15 protein-coding genes are annotated in these 20343 nt (G+C 55.0%); 4 read left to right on the forward strand and 11 right to left on the reverse strand.

What is annotated here, in order from left to right:
* Positions 1-71: 71 nt before the first annotated feature.
* Together HY29_RS01840 and HY29_RS01845 are read right to left on the reverse strand one after the other, a co-directional pair.
* On the reverse strand, positions 72-1142 hold the full coding sequence (locus tag HY29_RS01840) for a mannose-1-phosphate guanylyltransferase (RefSeq protein WP_034790982.1): 1071 nt from the start codon (positions 1140-1142) through the stop codon (positions 72-74).
* 196 nt (positions 1143-1338) lie between these two features.
* A complete protein-coding gene (locus HY29_RS01845; RefSeq protein WP_155838173.1) occupies positions 1339-2538 on the reverse strand; it encodes a glycosyltransferase family protein in 1200 nt (399 codons plus the stop codon).
* Positions 2539-2765: 227 nt separating this feature from the next.
* Between HY29_RS01845 and gmd the strand changes: the two genes are divergently transcribed.
* The 4 genes from gmd (at position 2766) to HY29_RS01865 (ending at position 7554) form a co-directional block, all read left to right on the forward strand.
* Entirely contained in the window at positions 2766-3743 is a 978-nt protein-coding gene (gmd, locus tag HY29_RS01850) for a GDP-mannose 4,6-dehydratase (RefSeq protein ID WP_034791012.1), read from the forward strand.
* A 44-nt stretch (positions 3744-3787) separates the two neighbouring features.
* The gene (locus HY29_RS01855; RefSeq protein ID WP_034791014.1) at positions 3788-4762 is read left to right on the forward strand and encodes a GDP-mannose 4,6-dehydratase; all 975 of its coding nucleotides are present in this window, start codon (positions 3788-3790) and stop codon (positions 4760-4762) included.
* A gap of 195 nt (positions 4763-4957) precedes the next feature.
* Positions 4958-5935, forward strand: a complete 978-nt coding sequence (locus HY29_RS01860) for a DUF2793 domain-containing protein (protein ID WP_051601037.1) — start codon at positions 4958-4960, stop codon at positions 5933-5935.
* A gap of 128 nt (positions 5936-6063) precedes the next feature.
* A complete protein-coding gene (locus HY29_RS01865; RefSeq protein ID WP_051601038.1) occupies positions 6064-7554 on the forward strand; it encodes a UbiA family prenyltransferase in 1491 nt (496 codons plus the stop codon).
* Positions 7555-7561: 7 nt separating this feature from the next.
* Here the strand turns inward: HY29_RS01865 and HY29_RS01870 are convergent, their stop codons facing one another.
* The 9 genes from HY29_RS01870 to metK form a co-directional block, all read right to left on the reverse strand.
* Positions 7562-8701, reverse strand: a complete 1140-nt coding sequence (locus tag HY29_RS01870; RefSeq protein ID WP_051601039.1) for a glycosyltransferase family 4 protein — start codon at positions 8699-8701, stop codon at positions 7562-7564.
* A 4-nt stretch (positions 8702-8705) separates the two neighbouring features.
* On the reverse strand, positions 8706-9065 hold the full coding sequence (locus HY29_RS18205) for an EamA family transporter (protein WP_051601040.1): 360 nt from the start codon (positions 9063-9065) through the stop codon (positions 8706-8708).
* Entirely contained in the window at positions 9062-9778 is a 717-nt protein-coding gene (locus HY29_RS01880) for a class I SAM-dependent methyltransferase (RefSeq protein WP_081811179.1), read from the reverse strand. The genes HY29_RS18205 and HY29_RS01880 overlap by 4 nt, the downstream gene beginning before the upstream one ends.
* Positions 9775-12081: a hypothetical protein gene (locus tag HY29_RS01885; protein ID WP_034791019.1), complete on the reverse strand. Its 2307-nt coding sequence runs from the start codon at positions 12079-12081 to the stop codon at positions 9775-9777. The genes HY29_RS01880 and HY29_RS01885 overlap by 4 nt, the downstream gene beginning before the upstream one ends.
* A gap of 188 nt (positions 12082-12269) precedes the next feature.
* Positions 12270-15194, reverse strand: coding sequence for a glycosyltransferase family 4 protein (locus HY29_RS01890; protein WP_034791022.1), 2925 nt, complete (start codon positions 15192-15194; stop codon positions 12270-12272).
* Positions 15191-16762, reverse strand: a complete 1572-nt coding sequence (locus HY29_RS18210; protein ID WP_051601041.1) for an FkbM family methyltransferase — start codon at positions 16760-16762, stop codon at positions 15191-15193. The genes HY29_RS01890 and HY29_RS18210 overlap by 4 nt, the downstream gene beginning before the upstream one ends.
* Entirely contained in the window at positions 16759-18120 is a 1362-nt protein-coding gene (locus tag HY29_RS01900) for an ABC transporter ATP-binding protein (protein WP_081811181.1), read from the reverse strand. The genes HY29_RS18210 and HY29_RS01900 overlap by 4 nt, the downstream gene beginning before the upstream one ends.
* Positions 18120-18914, reverse strand: a complete 795-nt coding sequence (locus HY29_RS01905; protein ID WP_034791025.1) for an ABC transporter permease — start codon at positions 18912-18914, stop codon at positions 18120-18122. Before HY29_RS01905 ends, HY29_RS01900 begins: the two co-directional genes overlap by 1 nt.
* A 228-nt stretch (positions 18915-19142) precedes the next feature.
* The gene (metK, locus tag HY29_RS01910) at positions 19143-20324 is read right to left on the reverse strand and encodes a methionine adenosyltransferase (protein ID WP_034791028.1); all 1182 of its coding nucleotides are present in this window, start codon (positions 20322-20324) and stop codon (positions 19143-19145) included.
* Between the last annotated feature and the right edge of the window lie 19 nt (positions 20325-20343).

A 20343-nucleotide genomic window follows, 5' to 3' on the forward strand; every position in this document is an offset into this window, starting at 1 on the left:
AAGTCTCCAGCGATGAGACGCGATCCCAATTCCATAGTTTTCAGGACCGCGCGAAGTTTTCTCTCATCTTGTCAGAGGAGATCTGTGCGGCCGCGTTTTTTCAGGGCTTCGATGACAAGCTTCACATCCTGCGCTCTGGATTTCGGCATTACGAGAACCGCGCCATCATGGGCTGCGATCACCAGATCCTCGACGCCCAAAGCTGCGACGAGTGTGTCATCATCCGTATGTACGATGCAGTTCTTTGCATCGATCAATACCGGACCGGATTCCTTGGGTTCGAGATGCAATTCTCCAAAGGCCGGCCAAGTGCCCACATCGCTCCAGGCGCAAGATATCGGACCGACAACAGCAGCCTTTTGCGTATGCTCCATGACGGCATAATCGATCGAAATGTCGCGTATCTTCGAGAAGAGCGGTTCATCAATATGTAGAACGGAATCGGTCGCCAGAGTTGCATCGAGCGCTTCAGCTGCGCCTGCCAGCACGTCAGGTGCATGGGCCTTCAGCTCTGTCTGCATCAGGCTTGCGGGGAATAGAAAGATGCCTGCGTTCCAGGAATAATTCCCATCCGCCAGATAGGTCATGGCTGTCGCCTGATCCGGCTTTTCGCGGAACGCATCTACGGCATAGGCTGACGTACCAATGGCTTCGCCGGCCTTGATGTAGCCAAAGCCGGTTTCGGGGCCGCTGGGCGAGATGCCAAACGTTACAATACGTCCGTTCTGAGCAATTTCGACCGCATCGGCGACCGACTTGCGAAACGCTGACGGCATGCCGATGAAGTGGTCGGCCGGGAGGAGAAGGATCAGGCCGTCAGGGTCTATCCTGCTGATATATTCCGTAGCGATGGCAGCGACGGCGGCTGTATTGCGGGCGCACGGCTCCAGCAGGATTGCAAGCGGCGATATGCCCGCGTCTGCAAGCTGGCTCTGCACAAGGTCAACATAGTTCGCATTACTGATGATGACCGGCTCTGCAAGGCTGAGACCGTCATCCGCCTTAGCCACCCGTCTCACGGTTTGGCGGAAAAGCGATTCGCCGGAGAGGAGATCAACAAATTGCTTCGGCGTACGCGATGTTGAAACCGGCCAGAGTCGTGTGCCGGATCCGCCGCACATGATGACGGGATAAATAGTCATGATCTGCGCCACTCCTGCAGATGTCGTTAGTGAAGTCCCGCGATGAAATCACGAGAGCGGTCCTTATTTCAGAGCTATCGAAGGAAGGCTAGCCTTGTCCCGCGCGTCGCCCTGTCGCCCGTGCCCTTGCCATGTGCCCAATTCTGAAAGTGAGGTGAGCTCAGTCCTGGGTTTGAGGCAACTGTCCGGCCACACACTATGAATCAAGAGCGCTCACATACCCCGCGCCATCGAGATTGGCTGATATATAATCAGCGGCAGCCTGACCAATACGGCCTGCGGACTCCCGATCCTTGTTCAGCTGTCTAATCGCTTCAATGCTCGCGTCCTCATCAACCCTTGCCCAGATGGACCCCTTTGGGGCCTTGTAGACTCCGTAGGGGTCTTTGACCGCCTCCAACTTGTACGGGAGAGGGACTGAATTCTCGGCGTTCATGAATTCCATATTCCCAGACCATCCCGTAGCCATGGCAACACGGCCGACCGACATGGCTTCGGCGAGGTGGAGGCCAAAGCCCTCGGAACGGTGCGCCGACAACATCACATGATGTGAAGCGATCAGATTCCATCTGCTTTCATCGGAAAGTGATTCGTCGATGATCGTGATCGAATCGTCGCCGCGCACCGCCTCTGTCAGATCTCGGGAAAATTCGGGATATTCCGTTACATTGCGCAACTTGACCGTCAGGGACGTGTCATCTTTTTGCGAGAAAGCGTTCCTGTAAATTCGCACAGCTGACAGCACGTTCTTGCGATGAAAAGAGGACCGCCCATCAGCCATGATTAGGCACCGCAATGGCCCTGTGTCAAATCGGGCGGGTGTATCATCAGGGGTGAACTCAGGCGCACGAACCGGCAGGGCAACGGTGCGGATCGGTATGTCGATGAACGGACGAAAGGCCTCCGTTACAAATCGGCTGGGCGTCCAGATTTCATCAAGATGTTCGGCAATCGACAACCACTCCTTTGGGGGTTCGCTCAACTCCCAGGCCCAGTATCCGATGATCCGCCAATTATGCCAGCGGCGTAGACCGAGGGCACGAAGCGCGGTCCGCGTTTCAGGCGCATTGGTATGCAGGACAAGGGTTCCGCTGCTTGCGTCAGGCATCTGTTGCAGCGTGTCTTCGCTGTGGCCGTCGATCTGGTTGAGGGTTCCGCTGAGGTCGACGGCGACAGGGTTATATCCCTGTTGTTTGAGCGCCCGGATGCCGAGGCGTGCCGCCTGTCCCAATCCATTAGCCGTTCGAAACATACCCGCGACGACGAGGGGCTCGGATGGGTTGAAACCTGCTCGCTTGGCATTGCCTCTCGGCAACATGGCTATCCTGATGTCACGTGCTGCAGCAGCAGCGGGAGGAAAGCGTCCGGCTATTTTTCGGGCGCTGCGGAACACCATGATTCGCTTTCTATTTTTACGCTACAGGCGAACTCGCCTTACAGGAAACATACGTTTGAAGGTAGGACCTTATTGGGCGAATGGTCTGTTCTCGTCAAGCAATTGACTATCGGGGAATTCAGTGTCCCGTCGCTCACTGCCTGCTGCCCTTTCCGGACCATTGACAAGGACGAAGGTTGTCAGGACAAGGGCACCACAAAATACAACTGCTACAGGAGCTCGTCAGAATGGCAGATCGGAAAACGGCCTTTATTACCGGTATTACAGGCCAGGATGGTGCCTATCTTGCGCAGCTCTTGCTTGAGAAGGGATATCGCGTCACGGGCCTGGTGCGGCGCTCCAGCACAGCGGAAATAAATGACCTTCGCCTGAAATGGCTCGGCGTCGAGAAGGACGTGGAACTGATTGATGGTGATCTGACCGATCTGTCCGGCCTGATCCGCACGATCAAGGACATTCGCCCAGACGAGATATACAACCTTGCCGCGCAGTCATTCGTGAAATCTTCATGGCAGCAGCCCCTGCTGACGGGACAGGTCACCGCTATCGGTGTGACGAATATCCTGGAAGCCATGCGGATCGAGGCACCTGAAGCGCGTTTCTATCAGGCCTCGTCCTCCGAGATGTACGGACTGATCCAGGAAGACATGCAGTCTGAGACGACCCCTTTCTATCCGCGCTCGCCTTATGCTGTCGCAAAGCTGTATGGGCATTGGATCACGATCAACTATCGTGAAAGCTTCAACCTGCATGCTTCGAGCGGAATCCTCTTCAACCACGAATCACCGCTGCGCGGGATCGAGTTCGTCACACGCAAGGTGACCGACGGTGTGGCGCGTATCAAGCTCGGCCTGGAGAATGAATTGCGTCTCGGCAATATCGATGCAAAGCGCGACTGGGGACACTCCAAGGACTATGTCCGCGCCATGTGGCTGATGCTGCAGCAGGATGTTGCCGACGATTACGTGATCGCTACAGGCGTGACCACAACCGTTCGGGACATGTGCCGTATTGCCTTCGAACATGTTGGCCTCAACCTTGAAGACCATCTCGTGATCGATCCGGACCTTTTCCGTCCTGCAGAAGTGGACGTGCTGCTCGGTAACCCCGCTAAAGCGAAAGCTGCGCTGGGGTGGGAGCCGGAAATCACGCTCGATCAGATGATCGTAGAAATGGTCGAGGCCGACTTGAAACGTCTTGGCTAAAGCGATCTTTGCGCTTGAACCAGTAAGTTGTAGGCGGGCAAGGCATGGCATTTAGCAGTCAGGACAAAATTCTGGTGACCGGCGCTGCAGGCTTTGTTGGCAAAGTCTGCATCAATGCCCTGCTGCAGGATGGTTGCCATCCTGACCAGATCTTTGGGCTAAGCCGGCATAATGAGCAGGCGGCCGCGCACGGCGTCAATTCTGTGAAAGGTGACATCCTTGATCGCGCGGGCATGCGCGACATCATTTCCGAATTGCAGCCCTGTGCGATCATCCATCTGGCTGCGATCGCTGAGCCTGCAAAAGCGCGCGCTGATCATGATGGCGCATGGGCAGTTAATTTTGACAGCGTCAGGCATCTCGCAGAGACGATCCTGGATGTATCGCCCAAGACGCGGCTGATCTTTTCCGGCAGTGCCGAGGCCTATGGCGCTTCGTTCAACGATTCGTCCGGCCCCATTGATGAGTTTGTCCCCCTGCGGCCCGCGACGACGTATGGTGCAACCAAGGCGGCGGCGGATATGCTGCTGGGGCAGATGGCGCAAGACGGCCTGCGGGCTGTTCGCTTTCGGGCGTTCAATCATACCGGGCCGGGGCAGGCGCCTGCTTATGTCGTGCCAGCTTTTGCCGAACAGATTGCCCGTATCGAGGCGGGGCTTCAGCCACCTGTCGTGAATGTCGGCAATCTGGAAGCCAAACGTGACTTTCTGGACGTGAGAGACGTGGCCGCCGCCTATGCGCGTGCGGCTGATCCTGCAGCCGATATAGATGGATCGGTCTTCAATCTGGCCTCCGGAGAGGCTCGCTCTATCCAGTCCATTCTGGATGCGCTGATTGGCATGAGCAATCAGCAGATAGATGTGGAGACGGACCCGAACAGGCTGCGCCCGAGCGATGTGCCATATGCTGCGGGGAGTAATGTGCGTATCCGCAAGGAAATCGGTTGGACGCCTGCGCATGATTTTGAGGAAACCCTGCGCGACACCCTGACATTCTGGCGAGAGCAGTTTGTTTCCTAGGTATTGACGCGCCGTCTGTCGAAAATAGCCGCCCTTATCCTCCATCTTCAACGCGCCGGGTCATGCTGGGGACCATACTGTGCCCCAGTAATAGCTGGTGGTGCAGGGCTTTGCTGTGGCCAGGGGAAGTGCGGGAATCCGACGTGAATGTCATGAGGATTAGGCTGACCTTGAACCGACAAGGAAGCCCGAACCATGGACTACACGCCAAATCTTCAGCTTGATTATCTCCTGCCAAATCAAGCCCAGCGACATGTGACCGTCAACGAAAATACCCGGCGGCTCGATTCTCTGATCCAGCTGGCCGTTTTGTCGGCCTCGGTCGGCACGCAGCCAACATCGCCTGGGGAGGGGGACCGCTATATCCTTCCCTTTGGCGCGAGTGGCATGTCCTGGGATGAGTTCGCTGCTGGTTCCGTCGTCAGTTTCAATGACGGCGTCTGGATTGGTCACACCCCCACACCGGGCTGGCTGGCCTATGTTGTCGATGCTGAGGAAATTATCGTCTTCGAAGCAGGGCAGTGGGGCCCACTGCGTCGACTGGGTATCAATGGCGCCCCGGATTCCTCAAACCGGCTTACGGTCCACAGCGACGGCGTGCTGTTCTCCTATGACAGCGGAACGCCCGAGGCCGGGAATGTGCAGCTGAAGTTGAACAAGGAAGCGGCCAGCCAGACAGCTTCCCAGCTGTTCCAGACGGGGTACTCCGGACGCGCCGAGCTTGGTCTGGCAGGTAGTGATGATTTCCAGATCAAGGTCAGTCCTGATGGCAGCGACTGGACCAGCGGAATATGCGTCTCGTCTGCTTCAGGGTTTGTCGGAGTAGGGACCACGGCGCCATCCGTGCGGCTTGACGTAAATGGAACCATACGCTCAGCCAGCCCAGCCGGTCAGCCGCACCTGACCAATGCAGACAGTGATACCATTCTGGGACCGGGCGAATCTATCGACATACTCGACTTCAGTGGGCTGATCTTCGTGGTCAACATGACGACCGGCGGGCTCGCCCAGTATATATGCGGCGGCGGAATGACCGAGACGGTGGCTTCAGTGACCAGCCTGCCCGGGACGCTCAGCTTTGCAAGCTCGCCAAACCGCTATGTTTTCACGAATACGACCGGGGGAGCCAGTGCTTACAGGTTTCTTCTACTGCGCGCGCGTGACGCGGCCTGAGGTGGGCATCGCCACTGGCATATGATGGCTATTGTGACTGACGGCCACGTGTTAAGCCTCTTCTGGTTGACGGGTATGCTTCAGTGTTGTTGGCAATTACCGATTGAGAATATGACCGGAGCGCTGGCATGACAAAAACCGCTGATGAGCATTCCATGCAGTCTTCCCATGACGTCAGCTCACCCGTCGAGGAAAAGCTCCGTCCTCTCGTGGTCGATATAGACGGCACGCTCATACGGTCTGATTTCTTCTATGAGTGCCTGCTTCAGTGCGTTAAGCACAAGCCATGGACGATCCTGGCGCTGATCTTCTGGGTTCTCCGCGGCAAGGCTTATCTCAAATCGCGGCTGTACGAATATGGCGGCGAATATGTCAGCCCTGATTTCCTGCCTTATCGCCCTGAAGTTCGCAGTTTCATTGAGCAGGCAGCGCAAGCAGGGCGCCCCATCATTCTGGCCTCCGGCTCTGATGCCCGTTTTGTCGACAGCGTGGCGAAACATTTGGAGCTGGAAGGGCCACACTTTGGATCTTCAGTCGGCGTAAATCTGACATCCTCGCGCAAGGCGGAGAGGCTGGTGAGATCCTTTCCTAATGGATTTGACTATATCGGCAATTCATCAGCGGATATCGCTGTCTGGAAGGCTGCAGGCGTGCGCTATGGCGCAGGTGTATCAGGCGGCCTCGAACGCCGTGTTATCAGCAAAGGCATGACGCTTGAACGTCTGACGCCGCCAGAGAGAATGCTGAAGCCGATGATCAAGGCGCTGCGGCTGCACCAATGGGCCAAGAACCTTCTCATCTTCACTATTTTTGCGATCACCTATCCCGCCTATGGTTTGGGGCCGCTGCTGGAAACGGGCATCGGTTTCGTGCTGCTGGGTATGGTGGCGAGCGGAACCTATGTCATCAATGACCTGCTCGATATTGAAGCGGACAGGCGCCACGCCACGAAGCGAGACAGGGCCCTTGCCTCAGGCGCGCTTGCTGTGCCTGTAGCGCTTGCACTGGCACTCAGCCTGATCGTGATTGCGCACGTTGCGGCGTATTTTATTGCGCCGCTTTTCTGTCTCGTCATTGCCGGTTATTGCGCGCTCACATTGTGCTATTCGTTCATATTGAAGCGCTTCGCAATCGTCGACGTCTTCTGCCTGGCTTCGCTTTTCTCGTTACGCGTGATTGCGGGTGGCGCGATCATCGCGGTGGCGCCAAGCCCCTGGCTATTGTCATTCATGTTCTTTTTCTTCCTGTCCCTGGCGCTGGCAAAGCGGGTGGTCGAACTGAACAGGAAGCGGGATACGGTGCCCGTAGCACAATGGGGTGAAACACTTGCCGGCAGGGGCTACTCGGTCAATGACCGGGACTTTGTGATCAGCGGCGGACTGGCAACGGCTGCGCTGTCGTTGAATGTGTTTTTCATCTATTCACTGCTGTCCAACCTCACGCTCTTTTCCTCACCCTGGCTCGCCATGCTGGCCGGCGTTGTGCTTGCCTTCTGGCTACTTCGCATGTGGTATTTGGCAGTGCGCGGGGATATGCACGACGATCCGATCTATTTCGCCGTCAAGGATTGGCTCAGCGTTGTGCTGGGCGCGATCCTGCTGATGCTTGTGATCGTGTGATCGTTCGTTAGTTGGCAGCCTGGGCCGCTTTGAAGACCGCCTCATAGGCTTCTCCAAAACTGCGCGCCTGCATGTCCAGAGTGCGCTCGGCTACCGTTTTACGGGACAGGGTGTTTCGCTGCTCAATGGCGCTGCGGAAGGCGTCGGCGAGTGCCTGGGCATCACCCGGCTTGGCGAGGAACCCAATCCCTGTGGTGCGGACCGTCGCCCTCACACCAGGCATATCGGAAGCGACCGGAATGGCGCCAAAGCCCATGGCCTCGACCTGTACCATGCCGAAGGCCTCAAACCGGTTCACACTGGGCAGGGCAAGAATATCGATATTGCCGTAAAATGCCTCAAGCGCATCGTCGTCGAGCTTGCCCAAAAGCTCGACCCGATTGCCCAGCCCGTCGATCTTTGACTTCACCTCGTCATAGATCGAGCCGCCGGCAACCCCTGCAAAATCCCCGACCAGCATGAGTTTCACCGGCAGGTCAGACAGGTGCGTGATGGAATCAAGCAGGACATCAATGCCCTTTTCCTTTACGAAGCGTCCGACAAAACCGATCCGTATCTCGCCCGGTGCAACGCTTCCCGGTTCATCCGGCAAGCTGTCTACGGATTTCAGCGCGCGTTTGCCAAAGCGGTTCGGGGGCCAGACTTCGACAGTTTTGGCGGTGTGAGGCCGCAGGAAAGGCGACGATTCGGCATAATCCAGGCTGAGCGTTGCCACCTGGTCGGCTTGCTTCAGAGCCATCGCACACGAACGGCGCACACCCCACACGGCGAGTTTCGACAGGAGCGAGCCTTCATAAGCCATGTCGCACTGATAGGTCAGAGCCAGCGGCTTGGAGGTGAGCGCCGCCAGAAGTGAGGATTCCAGCATCGGCAAGTGCAGGTTCACGACATCAGCCTGCTTTTGGAGACGTCTGAATTCTTTCAACAGCCCGGGTGACAGATACCCTTTGTCGAGCCGGAACAGGATCGGGGCCCGAACGATCGTGTAGCCATCCACCACTTCCTGTTTCGGCAGGTCGGATTCGTGCTGTCCGGTCAGGACTGTAACTTCATGCTCCTCAGCCAGATCCTCCGCAAGCGAGCGCGCATACTCACTGACGCCGCTGACATAGGGATAGAAATAATTCAGAACAATCAGTATGCGCATTGTGTTATGACTGGGAAACCAGCGCTACTCCAATGATGATGAAGAAGATTCCCCCCCAGCGCATTAGGCTGACGGATTCGTGAAGAAAGAAGATCGCAAATATGGGTGTGATGACATAGACGACGGCAAGAAGGGGCTGAATCTTGCTCAAGTCATGGGCACGCAGCAGGTAAATCCAGATACCGATCGGCAGAATATAGCATATCAGGCCGAACAGCAGCTGCAGGTTGAAGGCGGCTGTCCGTGCCATCGGCCATAGGCCCTGATCCAGCACAACTGCGGATGCGCCGCGCTTCAGCCAGATGCCCCCAAAGGCTGTGAGCGTCGACCCAAAAAGTATTAGAAGATATGTCCAAGCGGTCATTCGGCTCGCTCCAAAATAAATACAATGTTTTCACCGTCCCCTGACTTCAGAAGCGGCCGGGCGAGCAGAAATTGGATACCGGTGCGCGCGAGGCGAAGCGAGTCAAATACCGCACGTCCTGCCAAGGTCTGCGCATAGGGAAAGTCATAGAAACCATCAGCAAAGGTCTGCACGGGCTTCAGCCCTACGGACCTGAAGAATGCCTGCCAGGCGTCATGGCCCTTCAGGTTTATATGGGTCGGATCGGTGAAGGCACTCCAGCCTTCGCCCTTTGCCCGATGGGCCGCGCCATCGAGATCCGGCATGACAAACATGAAGCGGGCTCCCGGCCGGGCAATGCGATCAAATTCAGCAAAAATTGCGGACAGGGCGTCATCTGGAATATGTTCCAGCACATGCAGCGCGACAATGCTTGAAACGCTGTCTGTCTCCATCGTCGACAGGTCCTCAACGGCGATCGCTTCAGGAGCAATTTGAGCAAGGCTCTCGCGTGCAAAGGCATTCGATTCACATTCGAAAACTTTCGCATGCCGTGTCAGACGCCTGGCAAACCAGCCGACGCCGCCGCCAAACTCCAGAACAGGTCCGCGCTTGTCACAGTAGCGCTTCCAGAAACGTTCATACATCCAGAGGGCAGGGCGGTCTCCGGACTGTCCGTTATCGGCGTAGTACGCAGCATTATAAGTATCGTCTGAAGAGCTGGACTTTGTCATTGCGTTTGCATGCTTTGATTCGGTGAGGCGAAACGGCTGGTTATGCGAGAAATAGCGGCGAAGAGTTTTCGTGTATCACCCGAATGGCCTAGGTCCGCAGGGGATTGAACTTCCCACGAAGGCCGGATCTCAAACACTTGATAGCCGCCAATAACTGGCAACCGGATTTGCGAAACGCTGGCCGGTAACGTTTCCAGCAGTTCGCCATTGCGTAAGACGGATACTCTGCCGTCCGGCGGTGGGCTGTAGAAGCCAAGCTCCAGATCGATAACAGGAACCTGCCCCGCTGGCGCGCCCGTGTATCCCGTCTCCCCCAGCACATCCAGTGTGAAAGCGCCGCTTGTCCAAACGTGTCCCGGTTCTCGCTCCCACCAGCCTGTCGATTGAAATACTGCGGGTAGATGTGCGTTTCGCAAATTGTAAAGCCTGAGGCTTCCAGCCTCGTAAGGCTGCAAATTCTCATACACAATGATGGGCGTTTGTCCGGCTGTTTCTGCCCCCTGAATGACCCAGTCTGCCCTGTCTTCCCCTTGCATTCTGTCGATCATGTTGAACTGGACATAAGCGCCCCGATAGGGGTCGTTCTCTACATTTCCCATGGACACATGAGCACCTTCCCTCGCAACGAGTAAGTCGATCCAGTTGGTTTTGGAGAATCTATCGCTTGGAGGAATACTTAAATCATTCAGAACAACTGTTTCATTTGGGCCGATTAGTTCGAATTTATCGATGTCTCCCATTCTAATGGTTTTGGCGGCAAAGGCATTTGCAGCTTCGCGGCTGCGGTGTGCGAAATTCAAATCGGAATGGATTTGAATGCCAACTACCGCAACAGACAGCGCTGCGAAAGCTGTACCAACTTTCGTGCTGCTTTTGCGCTTTGAGGGTATTTGCTGAATGATGGCAGCTAGGCCGACGGCTAATACGATCGGACCAAACATTTGCACGATCTTGTGGACGCCGTATTCATAGTCAGTTCGTTCAATCACGATCACGGCCAAGGCGACCACCGAGAGCGAGATCCACATCCGAAATCTGTTTGGGGATGCCAAGGTTAAAAGGCAAATCAGGACCGTTCCAATCGCGCCAACAATGGATGGATACTTGTCATTCCAGGAGTAGAGGTGTCCGGAGAAGGGTATAGACAGCCAACGCCAGTTTTCGACTTCCAGGAAGTAGTTCTGCCAGGGAAGGTCTCTGCCAACTTCATTACTCACGGTGAGCAGGCTGGCCAACGCCATGAGAATGGCTGCGTTGCCAACGAGGACCCACGATCCCACGGCCATGACACTCAGCTTGAGAAAGCGCTTGCCCGTTGAGAGGCTGCGTCCATCAAGGGAACAAAGTCCTACATGCACAGCCGTTATGAGGCCGACAAACCACATGGATTCCGAGTAGAAATGCGCTGCCAGGCCTGTCAGGCAGCCAAGGATGATTGTGGTCTCTGCCTTGTAGTTTCTCGCCGCGGGACTGACAAAAACAAGGACAGCATTTGCCAGGACCAGAGCTCCGCAGGCCGTTGCGACATTGCCATTCCACAAAGCACCTAAAATGGGAGCCGAAACCGACAAGAGAATGCCAAACAGCGATATGACAGCAAAGCGGACGCCGAGCCTGTCGCGTTGCGACTGAGGAACGTTCATCCAGAGGGATGCAGTTGTCAGAAGCGCCAATGGAAGGGTCAACAGAAACGTTGAAACCGGTATAACGCGATCTCGCAGCAGGCTCATCAGTCCAACAAAAGTATGTGTCCCGCTGCGGTTCAATGGACAGGCATCTCCTATCCAGAACAGGCAATGACCATAGCCCGATCCCGTCTGGTAAGCGCGCTCTACAATTGAATTTTGCGCGAGTGTTCCATGCTCAAGCGCCCATTCCCCGCCTCGTGTGTACAATATGAGATCGTGATTGACGCCCTCGCGCATCCAGATGCCATGCAAGTGAAATGCAAAGGCAACAAATAGAACAGATATAGTTGCGGCAAGAGCAAATGATGCCAAAACGGGCCAGCTTGGCCACGTCAGCTTGTGCCATGAAAACGCCAGCAAGAGCACCAGTGTCACAGCGAAGATATGAATGCCGACAAACTGGTTCAGCGTCAAAATGGTGCCCATTGACAGGCACATGCCCAAAACAATGAGTACTATGCTGCGATCAGATTGCGGCTTCTCACTGTCGTCAGTGCGCAGAAACTGGATCCATTTTGGCGAGAACGTCAACAAGCCTGTGTGGAACCGTGAGGCGAGCGCAACAATGAGTACAACGGCGCAAACTTGGCTCGTTAACGATATCACTTCAAACATAAGAGGATAACTTTCGAAACGAATTCCAATGCGGGGGCATTTTTAAACCTGATAACGTTATCTCTCGCTCCATGCCAGCCAAACAGGTCGTTTTCACCTCGACATGCTGGCGTGCTTTAGTGCCTGAACCGCTGACCTTGTGGTCATTGAAGGATGTTGGTTCGTGCTCTGAATAAGCCCCCATGTTTTCAGGCCACACGAACAATGTGTTCCGCCATGCCAAGTTGAAGCTCCAGCGGAGATCCCCACCAGGCTGCGCCATCCTGCACCAATTCAACTTCTATTGATGCGGCGCCTTCTTCTATCCAGTTTTTCTCAATAGTGACAGGCAGTAGATGCGTATCACCCGGTGCAAGAGCCATAACGATTCTACTGCGCAGATTTTCGCTAAAGAGAAGGTTTCCGCCTGCATCATAGAGCCTGTAGCCTAGGGCGACCCCAAAGCGACCGTCATTTAGCCCCTGACCGAACCAGGTTTCTTCGGACTTATTGGTAACCGCGACAGTGAATTTTTTTGAACCATCTTCCAGTTTGGACATGGAACCTGGCAAGATTAATAATTTATGTGCCTGGCCTGATGGCGCGACAGGCTGCGCATGGTGCAGGCAGCCGAGATCAGAGGGGGAACGGAAACGATGATCGGATTCCGGCTCGTAGGATTTGTACCAGGTCTGGTCTACAATAACCCCTAGAAGCTCTTCTGCGCTCTCAGACCAATTTGGCCAAATGGGCTGTGACACGCGAGTTTCCAGTGCCGCTTCTTCCCAGTCCTCCTCACAAAAGAGACGTAGCGTATCCAGCAAAGAATCAGAGGAGCCGGTGTTAAAAAAGCGCGTATGGGCTGCCCCAGCAGAGACTTCTCTAAAGACAGGAATATCACTTGCGATGACTGGGATGCCAAATCTGCCAGCCTCCACAATTGGTAATCCAAATCCCTCTGCGTATGAGGCTGCTATCAACGCATCAGATGCGTTGTAGAGTTCAACCAATTCTGCATCATCGACTGTACTACGCCAATGAAGACGATTGCCAAACTCGGGATGCGTTTTGATTCGCTCTGCAATGGCGTCGGCGCCCCAACCAAACTTGCCTACGATTGTTAGGTCTGCATCCAGCCCAGAGGCCCAACCAGCATCAAACGCATCAAGAACGATATTGTGACCCTTGCGAGGTTCCAATGTTCCGACCATCAGGAAAGAGGGGTGCGGATTCCTCTCCTGGCTAGCTGAGGTATCGAGATCATTAAGATGGGAGAAGTCGGCCCCGAGCCGCCAGTATCCTATTTTCATGCTATGAGGATACTGGATTGACTTGAGAAGCTCGTACAGTTCATCGGCGACTGCTTTTGAAATACACACGAATCCCGTGGAGACTTCCAGTGCGGAAATAAGCCAGTCGCGGAAAACTGGAGGCATTCCCGCATCACAGAACGCAGGCGTCTTCAGCGGCACCAGATCATATAGGCAGGATATAACTTCAGCGCCCCGAAGGCGTGCCTCAATCAGGTGACGTTTATGCACCTTCGCGCTGTCCCAAGAGCTATCAAGCATGAAAACCGTATCGGACGGACCAAAGATTATTGGGTCACTCGTCGTTTTGTCGGGTTTACTGGCAAGCGAAGTGTCCGCGCGATACCATCCCTCGGAATCGTCTGAATAGGTGGTGATCAGAGATGTCTCGCCATGAATGTTCTGCTCACTGAAATTCGAGCAAATTTGCCTGACGACTCTCTGTATCCCTGTCCGGTACTGTGTCTGTATCGTCGATGTTGCATCAATGAACAGGCGCTTCTTGTCATCCGTTAATGGCTCGGCCAAGGCGAGCGCTTCAGCGAGCCCCTCGGTATCGAGCCGATTCTGTTTGACTTGCACGGCGATGCGTTCACGCAAGCTTTGAATATCAGGAAGTTCAGCTTGTTCTCTGGCAATTTCTCTAAGGGCTTGCACAGCGTTGTCTGCTACTTTTTCCCAGCTGAAGGTCTGGGAGAGTTTGTCTCGCAGATGGGCGATTTTAGGCTTCAGGTTCGCTCCCGCAAGAATATGCTCAATTCGCTCGGCAAGCTCCTTGGGCGAGTTTGGGTCGAATAGCATTTCGTCAATCTGTACGACTTCCGGTAGTGCACCCGCGTTTGAGGCAATGACAGGAGTTCCGCAGATCAGCGCTTCCAGTGCGGTTAGCCCAAATCCCTCCATATGAGAGGGTTGGAGTATTATATCGGCTGACTTGTAAAGCCGGATCAACTCGCGATCAGAGACTAGCCCGCGTTGTTTCAGGGATGATGGCGGTAATCCCAGATCTGCCCACGCTGCACTAATTTCATCGACGAGAGGCTGAGGATGGTCGCCAGCCAGAATGAAGTCTGTGTCATCCCGCAATTGCTTGCTGAGCAATGCGAATGCTTTTGGGATTATCTCAACATTCTTTCGCCAATCCAGCGCTCCGATATAGACCACTGACTTCCGGCTGTCTTCACTCGGCTCATATGCGTCAGTGGAAAGCAGATCGAGAAAATGCAAGGAGACGCCAGCTGAAATATTGGTGCCTCTTGATCCTTGAATTAGCTCTTTTGCTTCGTTTAGCGAAAAATCTGAGATTGATAGAAGCTTTTCGAATGTGCTGTGCTGGTTCAGCCTGCGCTCATATGTGTCGAGCTCGAGTTTTCTGCGAAGATACCGCTCCTTGTATCTGTACGGAATTGCATCATAGAAGATCGCTGCCAATGGCGGCATGAGCGCGGCATTGGGAAACAAAGGCACTGCGGGATCAAAAAAACCCTCAAATGTGCTGGCACACAGCGCGATGTCCGGGGCAAGACAGTTTACATGATGCGTGAGCGCCATTTGGCTCTTCACGCGCGCCTCAGTGTAACCGGCCTCCGCTTCCCCTGTCGACGCCATGCCATGCCATACATGTATCTGATCCTTAGACAGGAAGGCGAGCAGTTCGTGATGTGCTGCAATGGCCTCATCTGCCATGACCGCATTCAGCGACACGTGCAGGTCGATATCAGATTTTGACTGTGCTAGCGCACGCAGGAACTCGAATACATATCGACCGATACCACGATTGCGGCTTGAGGTCTGAAGGCATTGGCCATCAACCCAGATTTTCATAGGGAGTGTCCCTTGTGACCTTTGGTGGTGCGGAGCAGCGATTCCCATGCGTCCACGGATCTTTTATCAGGCGTCAGGTTCCATTTTCGCTGTGTGACGAGGCTGTTTTCATCAAATGACGGACGTCTGACTTGTGAAAAGTGGTCTATTTTTCGCCGCAGCGGTGGGGACAGGTTGGCGACAGCAAGAACGGGCTTTTTGATCCATGGTACTTTGCGGGTGATACGTAGACCCACAACAAGAAGGGGGCGAAGCAGCGCTTTGGTGCCTCTGAGTCCGCTACGTGCCAGTCCGCCAGCCCACCGTATAGGAGCCGAGAGCCGCCAAGATGCCGACTGCCTCACTTGGTGCGCCCAGTCACGCGCCTGATCTGCATCGTTCCGGCTTATGAGCAAAGCCTGCTCGAGTTTCGCATTCTCGGAATATGAGACTTCCAGCGCTGTCTGGATTGTTGCTGCCATCGACTGTGCGGAGATCAGACTAGAACTGACTTGGGAAAGCTCGCGATCACGGTCCGCAATCTGGTTTAGCATTCTGTCGTGATCTGCTTCCAGATGCTGCACATGCTGTTGGGTGACCAGTGTTGCGTGTTTCGCTGCCTCAAGTTCGGATTCAATATGGGCAATATGTCCGTCACGTTGCTTCAGGACAGCTTCAATGCTTTTAATGTGATCGTCGCGCTGCTTCAGGACAGCTTCGATGCTTTCAATGTGCCCGTCGCGTTGCTTCAGCGCAGCCTCAAGCGCTTCGGCCGAGAGCTTTATGTCATTGAGCTCGGCTGCGGCATGGTCGCGCTGGTGGCGCAAATCAGCCAAGCTGGCCTCAAGTATCGTGACGTCATTCTGCGCAAGATGCAGTTTCTCGGCGACGTGTGCGGAGAAGGGCGAATGCTCACTGAGCGAAAAATGGTCGAAAAAGTTTGGCGGCAGACTGAAGGCTGCAGCGAGACCCTGATGGTCTTCATGTACATAGAAACGATTCAAGCCATCGAAATAAACAAAGCTGTATCCTCGCCCAGTGAGTTCATGCTCCCACGACTCATAGGCAGGGGATTGTGAATTCGGCAGCGTGCTTTCTACGACGACAATCCATGGGCGCACCTGGCTATCGCCCCAGGTTTCGAGCACAGCACCCTCCATGCCCTCAACATCAATCTTGAGCCAATGGATATGCTTCCTGTTAAAGCGCTCAAAAATCTTCGATAGGGGAACGCATGGTACTTTTATAAGCTCTACTGCGCGGCCATCTTCCTTGTGGCGCTTTGCATGTTGGCTAACGCCTGTGGTCAGTCCAGTACCTACAAACGAATATAGCTCTATCTCGCCCTCTGATGCACCAACTGCCGCTTCAAGTACGTCTTCACCCTCGCGAGTCTCGCGCAGTTTCTCGGCATATTCCGGCATCGGCTCTACATGCATGCCGCGCCAGCCCTTTTCATAAAACAGGAGGCTGACAGAATCGACGACCGGGTCGTTCGCGCCGATATCAATATATGCGCCGTTGCTTACATGCTTCAGCGCACGCCATAGAATGACATCTTCGAATTGTTGGGCGTAGGAAACGGTCATTCAGCTTTTCCGCGGCTGACTGTGAACTCGGCATCCAGCATTGTGGTGCCGATGAAGTAATCCTTATCCGCATTGATCACATCAAACACGAATAGATTATCTGTCCATTCATAGTTGTTTTCCAGATGGGTATCTGAACTGACCAGCGCAGGAGACACGGAATAGGATCCGGGTCCGAGATTGCATTCAAATTCAAGCGTGTAGGTCAGATTCTCGCCCGCTGATATGTCCGTCTCCGCCTGGCGCGTGAACCATGTATTGGTCCCCCAGACGACATGCCCGGTTCTGTCACGTATCATCAGGCCCAGGACCAGTTGAGGCACTTCGTCCAATATGTTGACTTCCGTTTTCAGCAAGACTTTCTCGCCCACACGTGCGGTGGCAATCTCCTTGCCACTGGGGGCCGAGAACATCCGTATGTCATTGACAACTGCGCGGAAATCTCCCGAACGCGTAACAGACCAACCATTCTTGTTGCGCCGCTGTTCGAGAGTGAGAATCGCATTTTGCTTTTCTGTAATCAGGACGTTGTAATAGTCGATCACTTCGTCTGGTGGGCCGTCGCGCAAGACGACTCCCTTATCGATAAGAAGGACCCGGTCGCACAGTTCGCGAACATCGGGCAGGGCGTGCGTTACCAGAATGATCGTGCAGCCATTGTCGCGGAATTCGCGAATCCGGGCGAAGCTCTTGTGCTGAAAATAGGCGTCCCCGACAGAGAGGACTTCATCGACGATCAGGATGTCCGGCTGTGTGGCCGTGGCCAGGGCAAATGCCAGCCGGGCCTGCATGCCGCTGGAATATGTTCTTAAAGGTTTGTCGAAGAATTCGCCGATCTCGGCAAAGGCTTCGATGTCCGGCATCAGGGCTTCGAGTTCAGACGGGGAGTGGCCCAGCATGCCACCGGACAGGCGCACATTTTCGCGGCCGGTAAATTCCGAATTGAACCCCAGGCCAAGTTCAAGGATCGCGCTGATTGAATGGGCATGATCGATACGGCCCTTGGTTGGCCGCATTGTCCCCGTGATGAGTTTCAGGAGGGTACTTTTGCCGGCGCCATTCTGCCCGATCAACGCAATGGCTTCTCCCTTGCGAACATCAAAGGAGACATCCTTTGTAATGTGAACAATCTCACGCGGCTTAACCGGAAGGCCCATCCAGTGCCAGAAGCGGTGCATTCCGGAATTGTAGAGCGTGAAGCTCTTCGTGACGTTCTGGACACTCAGCACAACCGGCCGGACGGAATTTTCCAGCGCCTCAACCGATTGCGCGAGGTCTTCGCCATTTGCCCCCTCATCGCTGCCATAAGCAGGGGGGCTGTTGGGCTCTTTTACGGTCAGCAATATATCCTTGTCCATTACAGGGCATCCACGATTTCAGGGCTGGCGCGCCAGAAAACGAAGCCTGATAAAAGCACCAGCGCGAGGCCGAGACAGGCCGGATACAGCAGTGAGACATAATCGGGCGTGACACGGTACACGATGACATCGTGATAGAATTTCACGACGGGCGTCATGGGATTGAACACCAGCAGCCTGCCGACTGACGAGCCCACTTGATCATCGGTGTACACGATAGGGGTAAGCCAGAACCACAGATTGGTCACAACTGTCATGACCTGGGCAACGTCACGCGTGAAAATGTTCATGACCCCCAGTACGACGCCCACTCCAAATGCCAGCATGATGCTGACAGTCAAAGGCAAGATCAGGCTGATCCATGCGAAGCTGGGGAAAAAGCCGTAAAGGGCAATGATCACCGCGACCGTCAAGAAAAGCAGGCCGTTATTGATCAAGGCTCCGCCGAGCACCACGATCGGCAGATAGACCTTGGGAAAGCTTATTTTTTTCAGCACGTTCGCATATTCAAGGAACATGTTGATGCAGCGTGTCAGGATTTCCGTGAACAGGGACCAGGCCGTGATGCCTGCCAGCAGGTAGACCGAATAGGCGCCTGCATGTTCGATGCCGCCAAGCTTTGCTCCGAGCACTTCTGACAAGACGAGAGCGTAGATCGTGGCCATTGCGAGGGGCTGGAGCACAAACCAGAGTGTGCCTATTTTCGAACGTGCGACGCGGGATTTGAACTCGCCGCCGATTGCGGCCGGAACAAAATGACGATTTCGCCAGAGAGGCCGCAGGAACTCAAACATATAAAACCTTTCAAACTCCCACCGTTGGTTGTGAGCGCCTGTCAGGCGGGAATAAGTGCGAACCAACATGCAAACGTATTCAATACGCCATCGTCAAAATCAACCTTTAGCTAGCATTATCACCAGGCTTTGCAGACATGCAAAGCATACGAGAGCCGCCGCCTGTCTCAGGACAAGCAGCGGCGCACAGTGCTTTGTTTCTATTGGATTTAATTTTCTGGAAGGGACCTAGTTGATGAGGCGCTTCAGTTCATCGACGAGATCGGTCTTTTCCCAGGTAAATGTGCCATTCGCGCCCGGCTGGCGGCCGAAATGGCCATAAGCGGCAGTGCCTGAATAAATCGGATTATTCAGCTTCAGGTGGGTGCGGATTCCCTTTGGGGACAGGTCAAACAGTTCCCGCAGAGTCTTGGCGATTCGGGCTTCATCAGCCAGGCCTGTGCCGTGCGTGTCGACATAGATCGACAGGGGCTGCGACACGCCGATGGCGTACGAAACCTGGATCGTGCAGCGCTTGGCAAGGCCTGCGGCGACAACGTTCTTGGCAAGGTAGCGTGTGGCATAAGCCGCGGAGCGGTCGACCTTGGACGGGTCCTTGCCGGAGAAGGCGCCGCCGCCATGGGGCGCTGCGCCGCCATAGGTGTCGACGATGATCTTGCGGCCGGTGAGGCCTGCATCGCCGTCGGGGCCGCCGATGACGAACTTGCCGGTCGGGTTGACGTAGAATTTGTCTTCCGGCGGGAACCAGCCCTCGGGCAGAACGTCCTGCACGATCGGGCGCACGAGTTCGCGCAGCTCTTCAAGCGTTGCGCTCTCCTTGTGCTGGGTGGACACGACGATGGCGTTCACGCCGACGGGCTTTTCGTCGACATAGCGCAGCGTGACCTGGCTCTTGGCGTCAGGCTCGAATTCCGGGCGTTCGCCGGAATGGCGCAGTTCTGCCATTTTCTGCAGGATCTGGTGGGAATAGACGAGCGTGGCAGGCATCAGCTCAGGCGTCTCATCAGCGGCATAGCCGAACATGATGCCCTGGTCGCCTGCGCCTTCTTCGGCGTACAGGCCCTGGCCCTCTTCAACGCCTTGCGCGATCTCGGCAGACTGTCCGTGCACATAGCAGCTGACATCCATTTTTTCCCAATGGAAGCCGTCTTGCTCGTAGCCGATCTTTTTCACGACATCGCGCGCCGTCTGGATCATCTCGTCATGTGTGATTGTTGATCCATTGTTCGTGCGCACTTCGCCAGCGAGGACGACGCGATTGGTCGTGGTCAGTGTTTCGACAGCCACTTTCGAGGAAGGGTCCTTGGTCAGGAACAGGTCGACAATGGCGTCGGAAATCTGGTCAGCAACCTTGTCCGGGTGACCTTCGGAAACGCTCTCGCTGGTGAATTCAAAGTCGTTCATTTTCATTTTCATTTCCTCGCAAGCG

The sequence above is a fragment of the Hyphomonas beringensis genome (assembly GCF_000682755.1).
GTDB lineage: Bacteria > Pseudomonadota > Alphaproteobacteria > Caulobacterales > Hyphomonadaceae > Hyphomonas > Hyphomonas beringensis.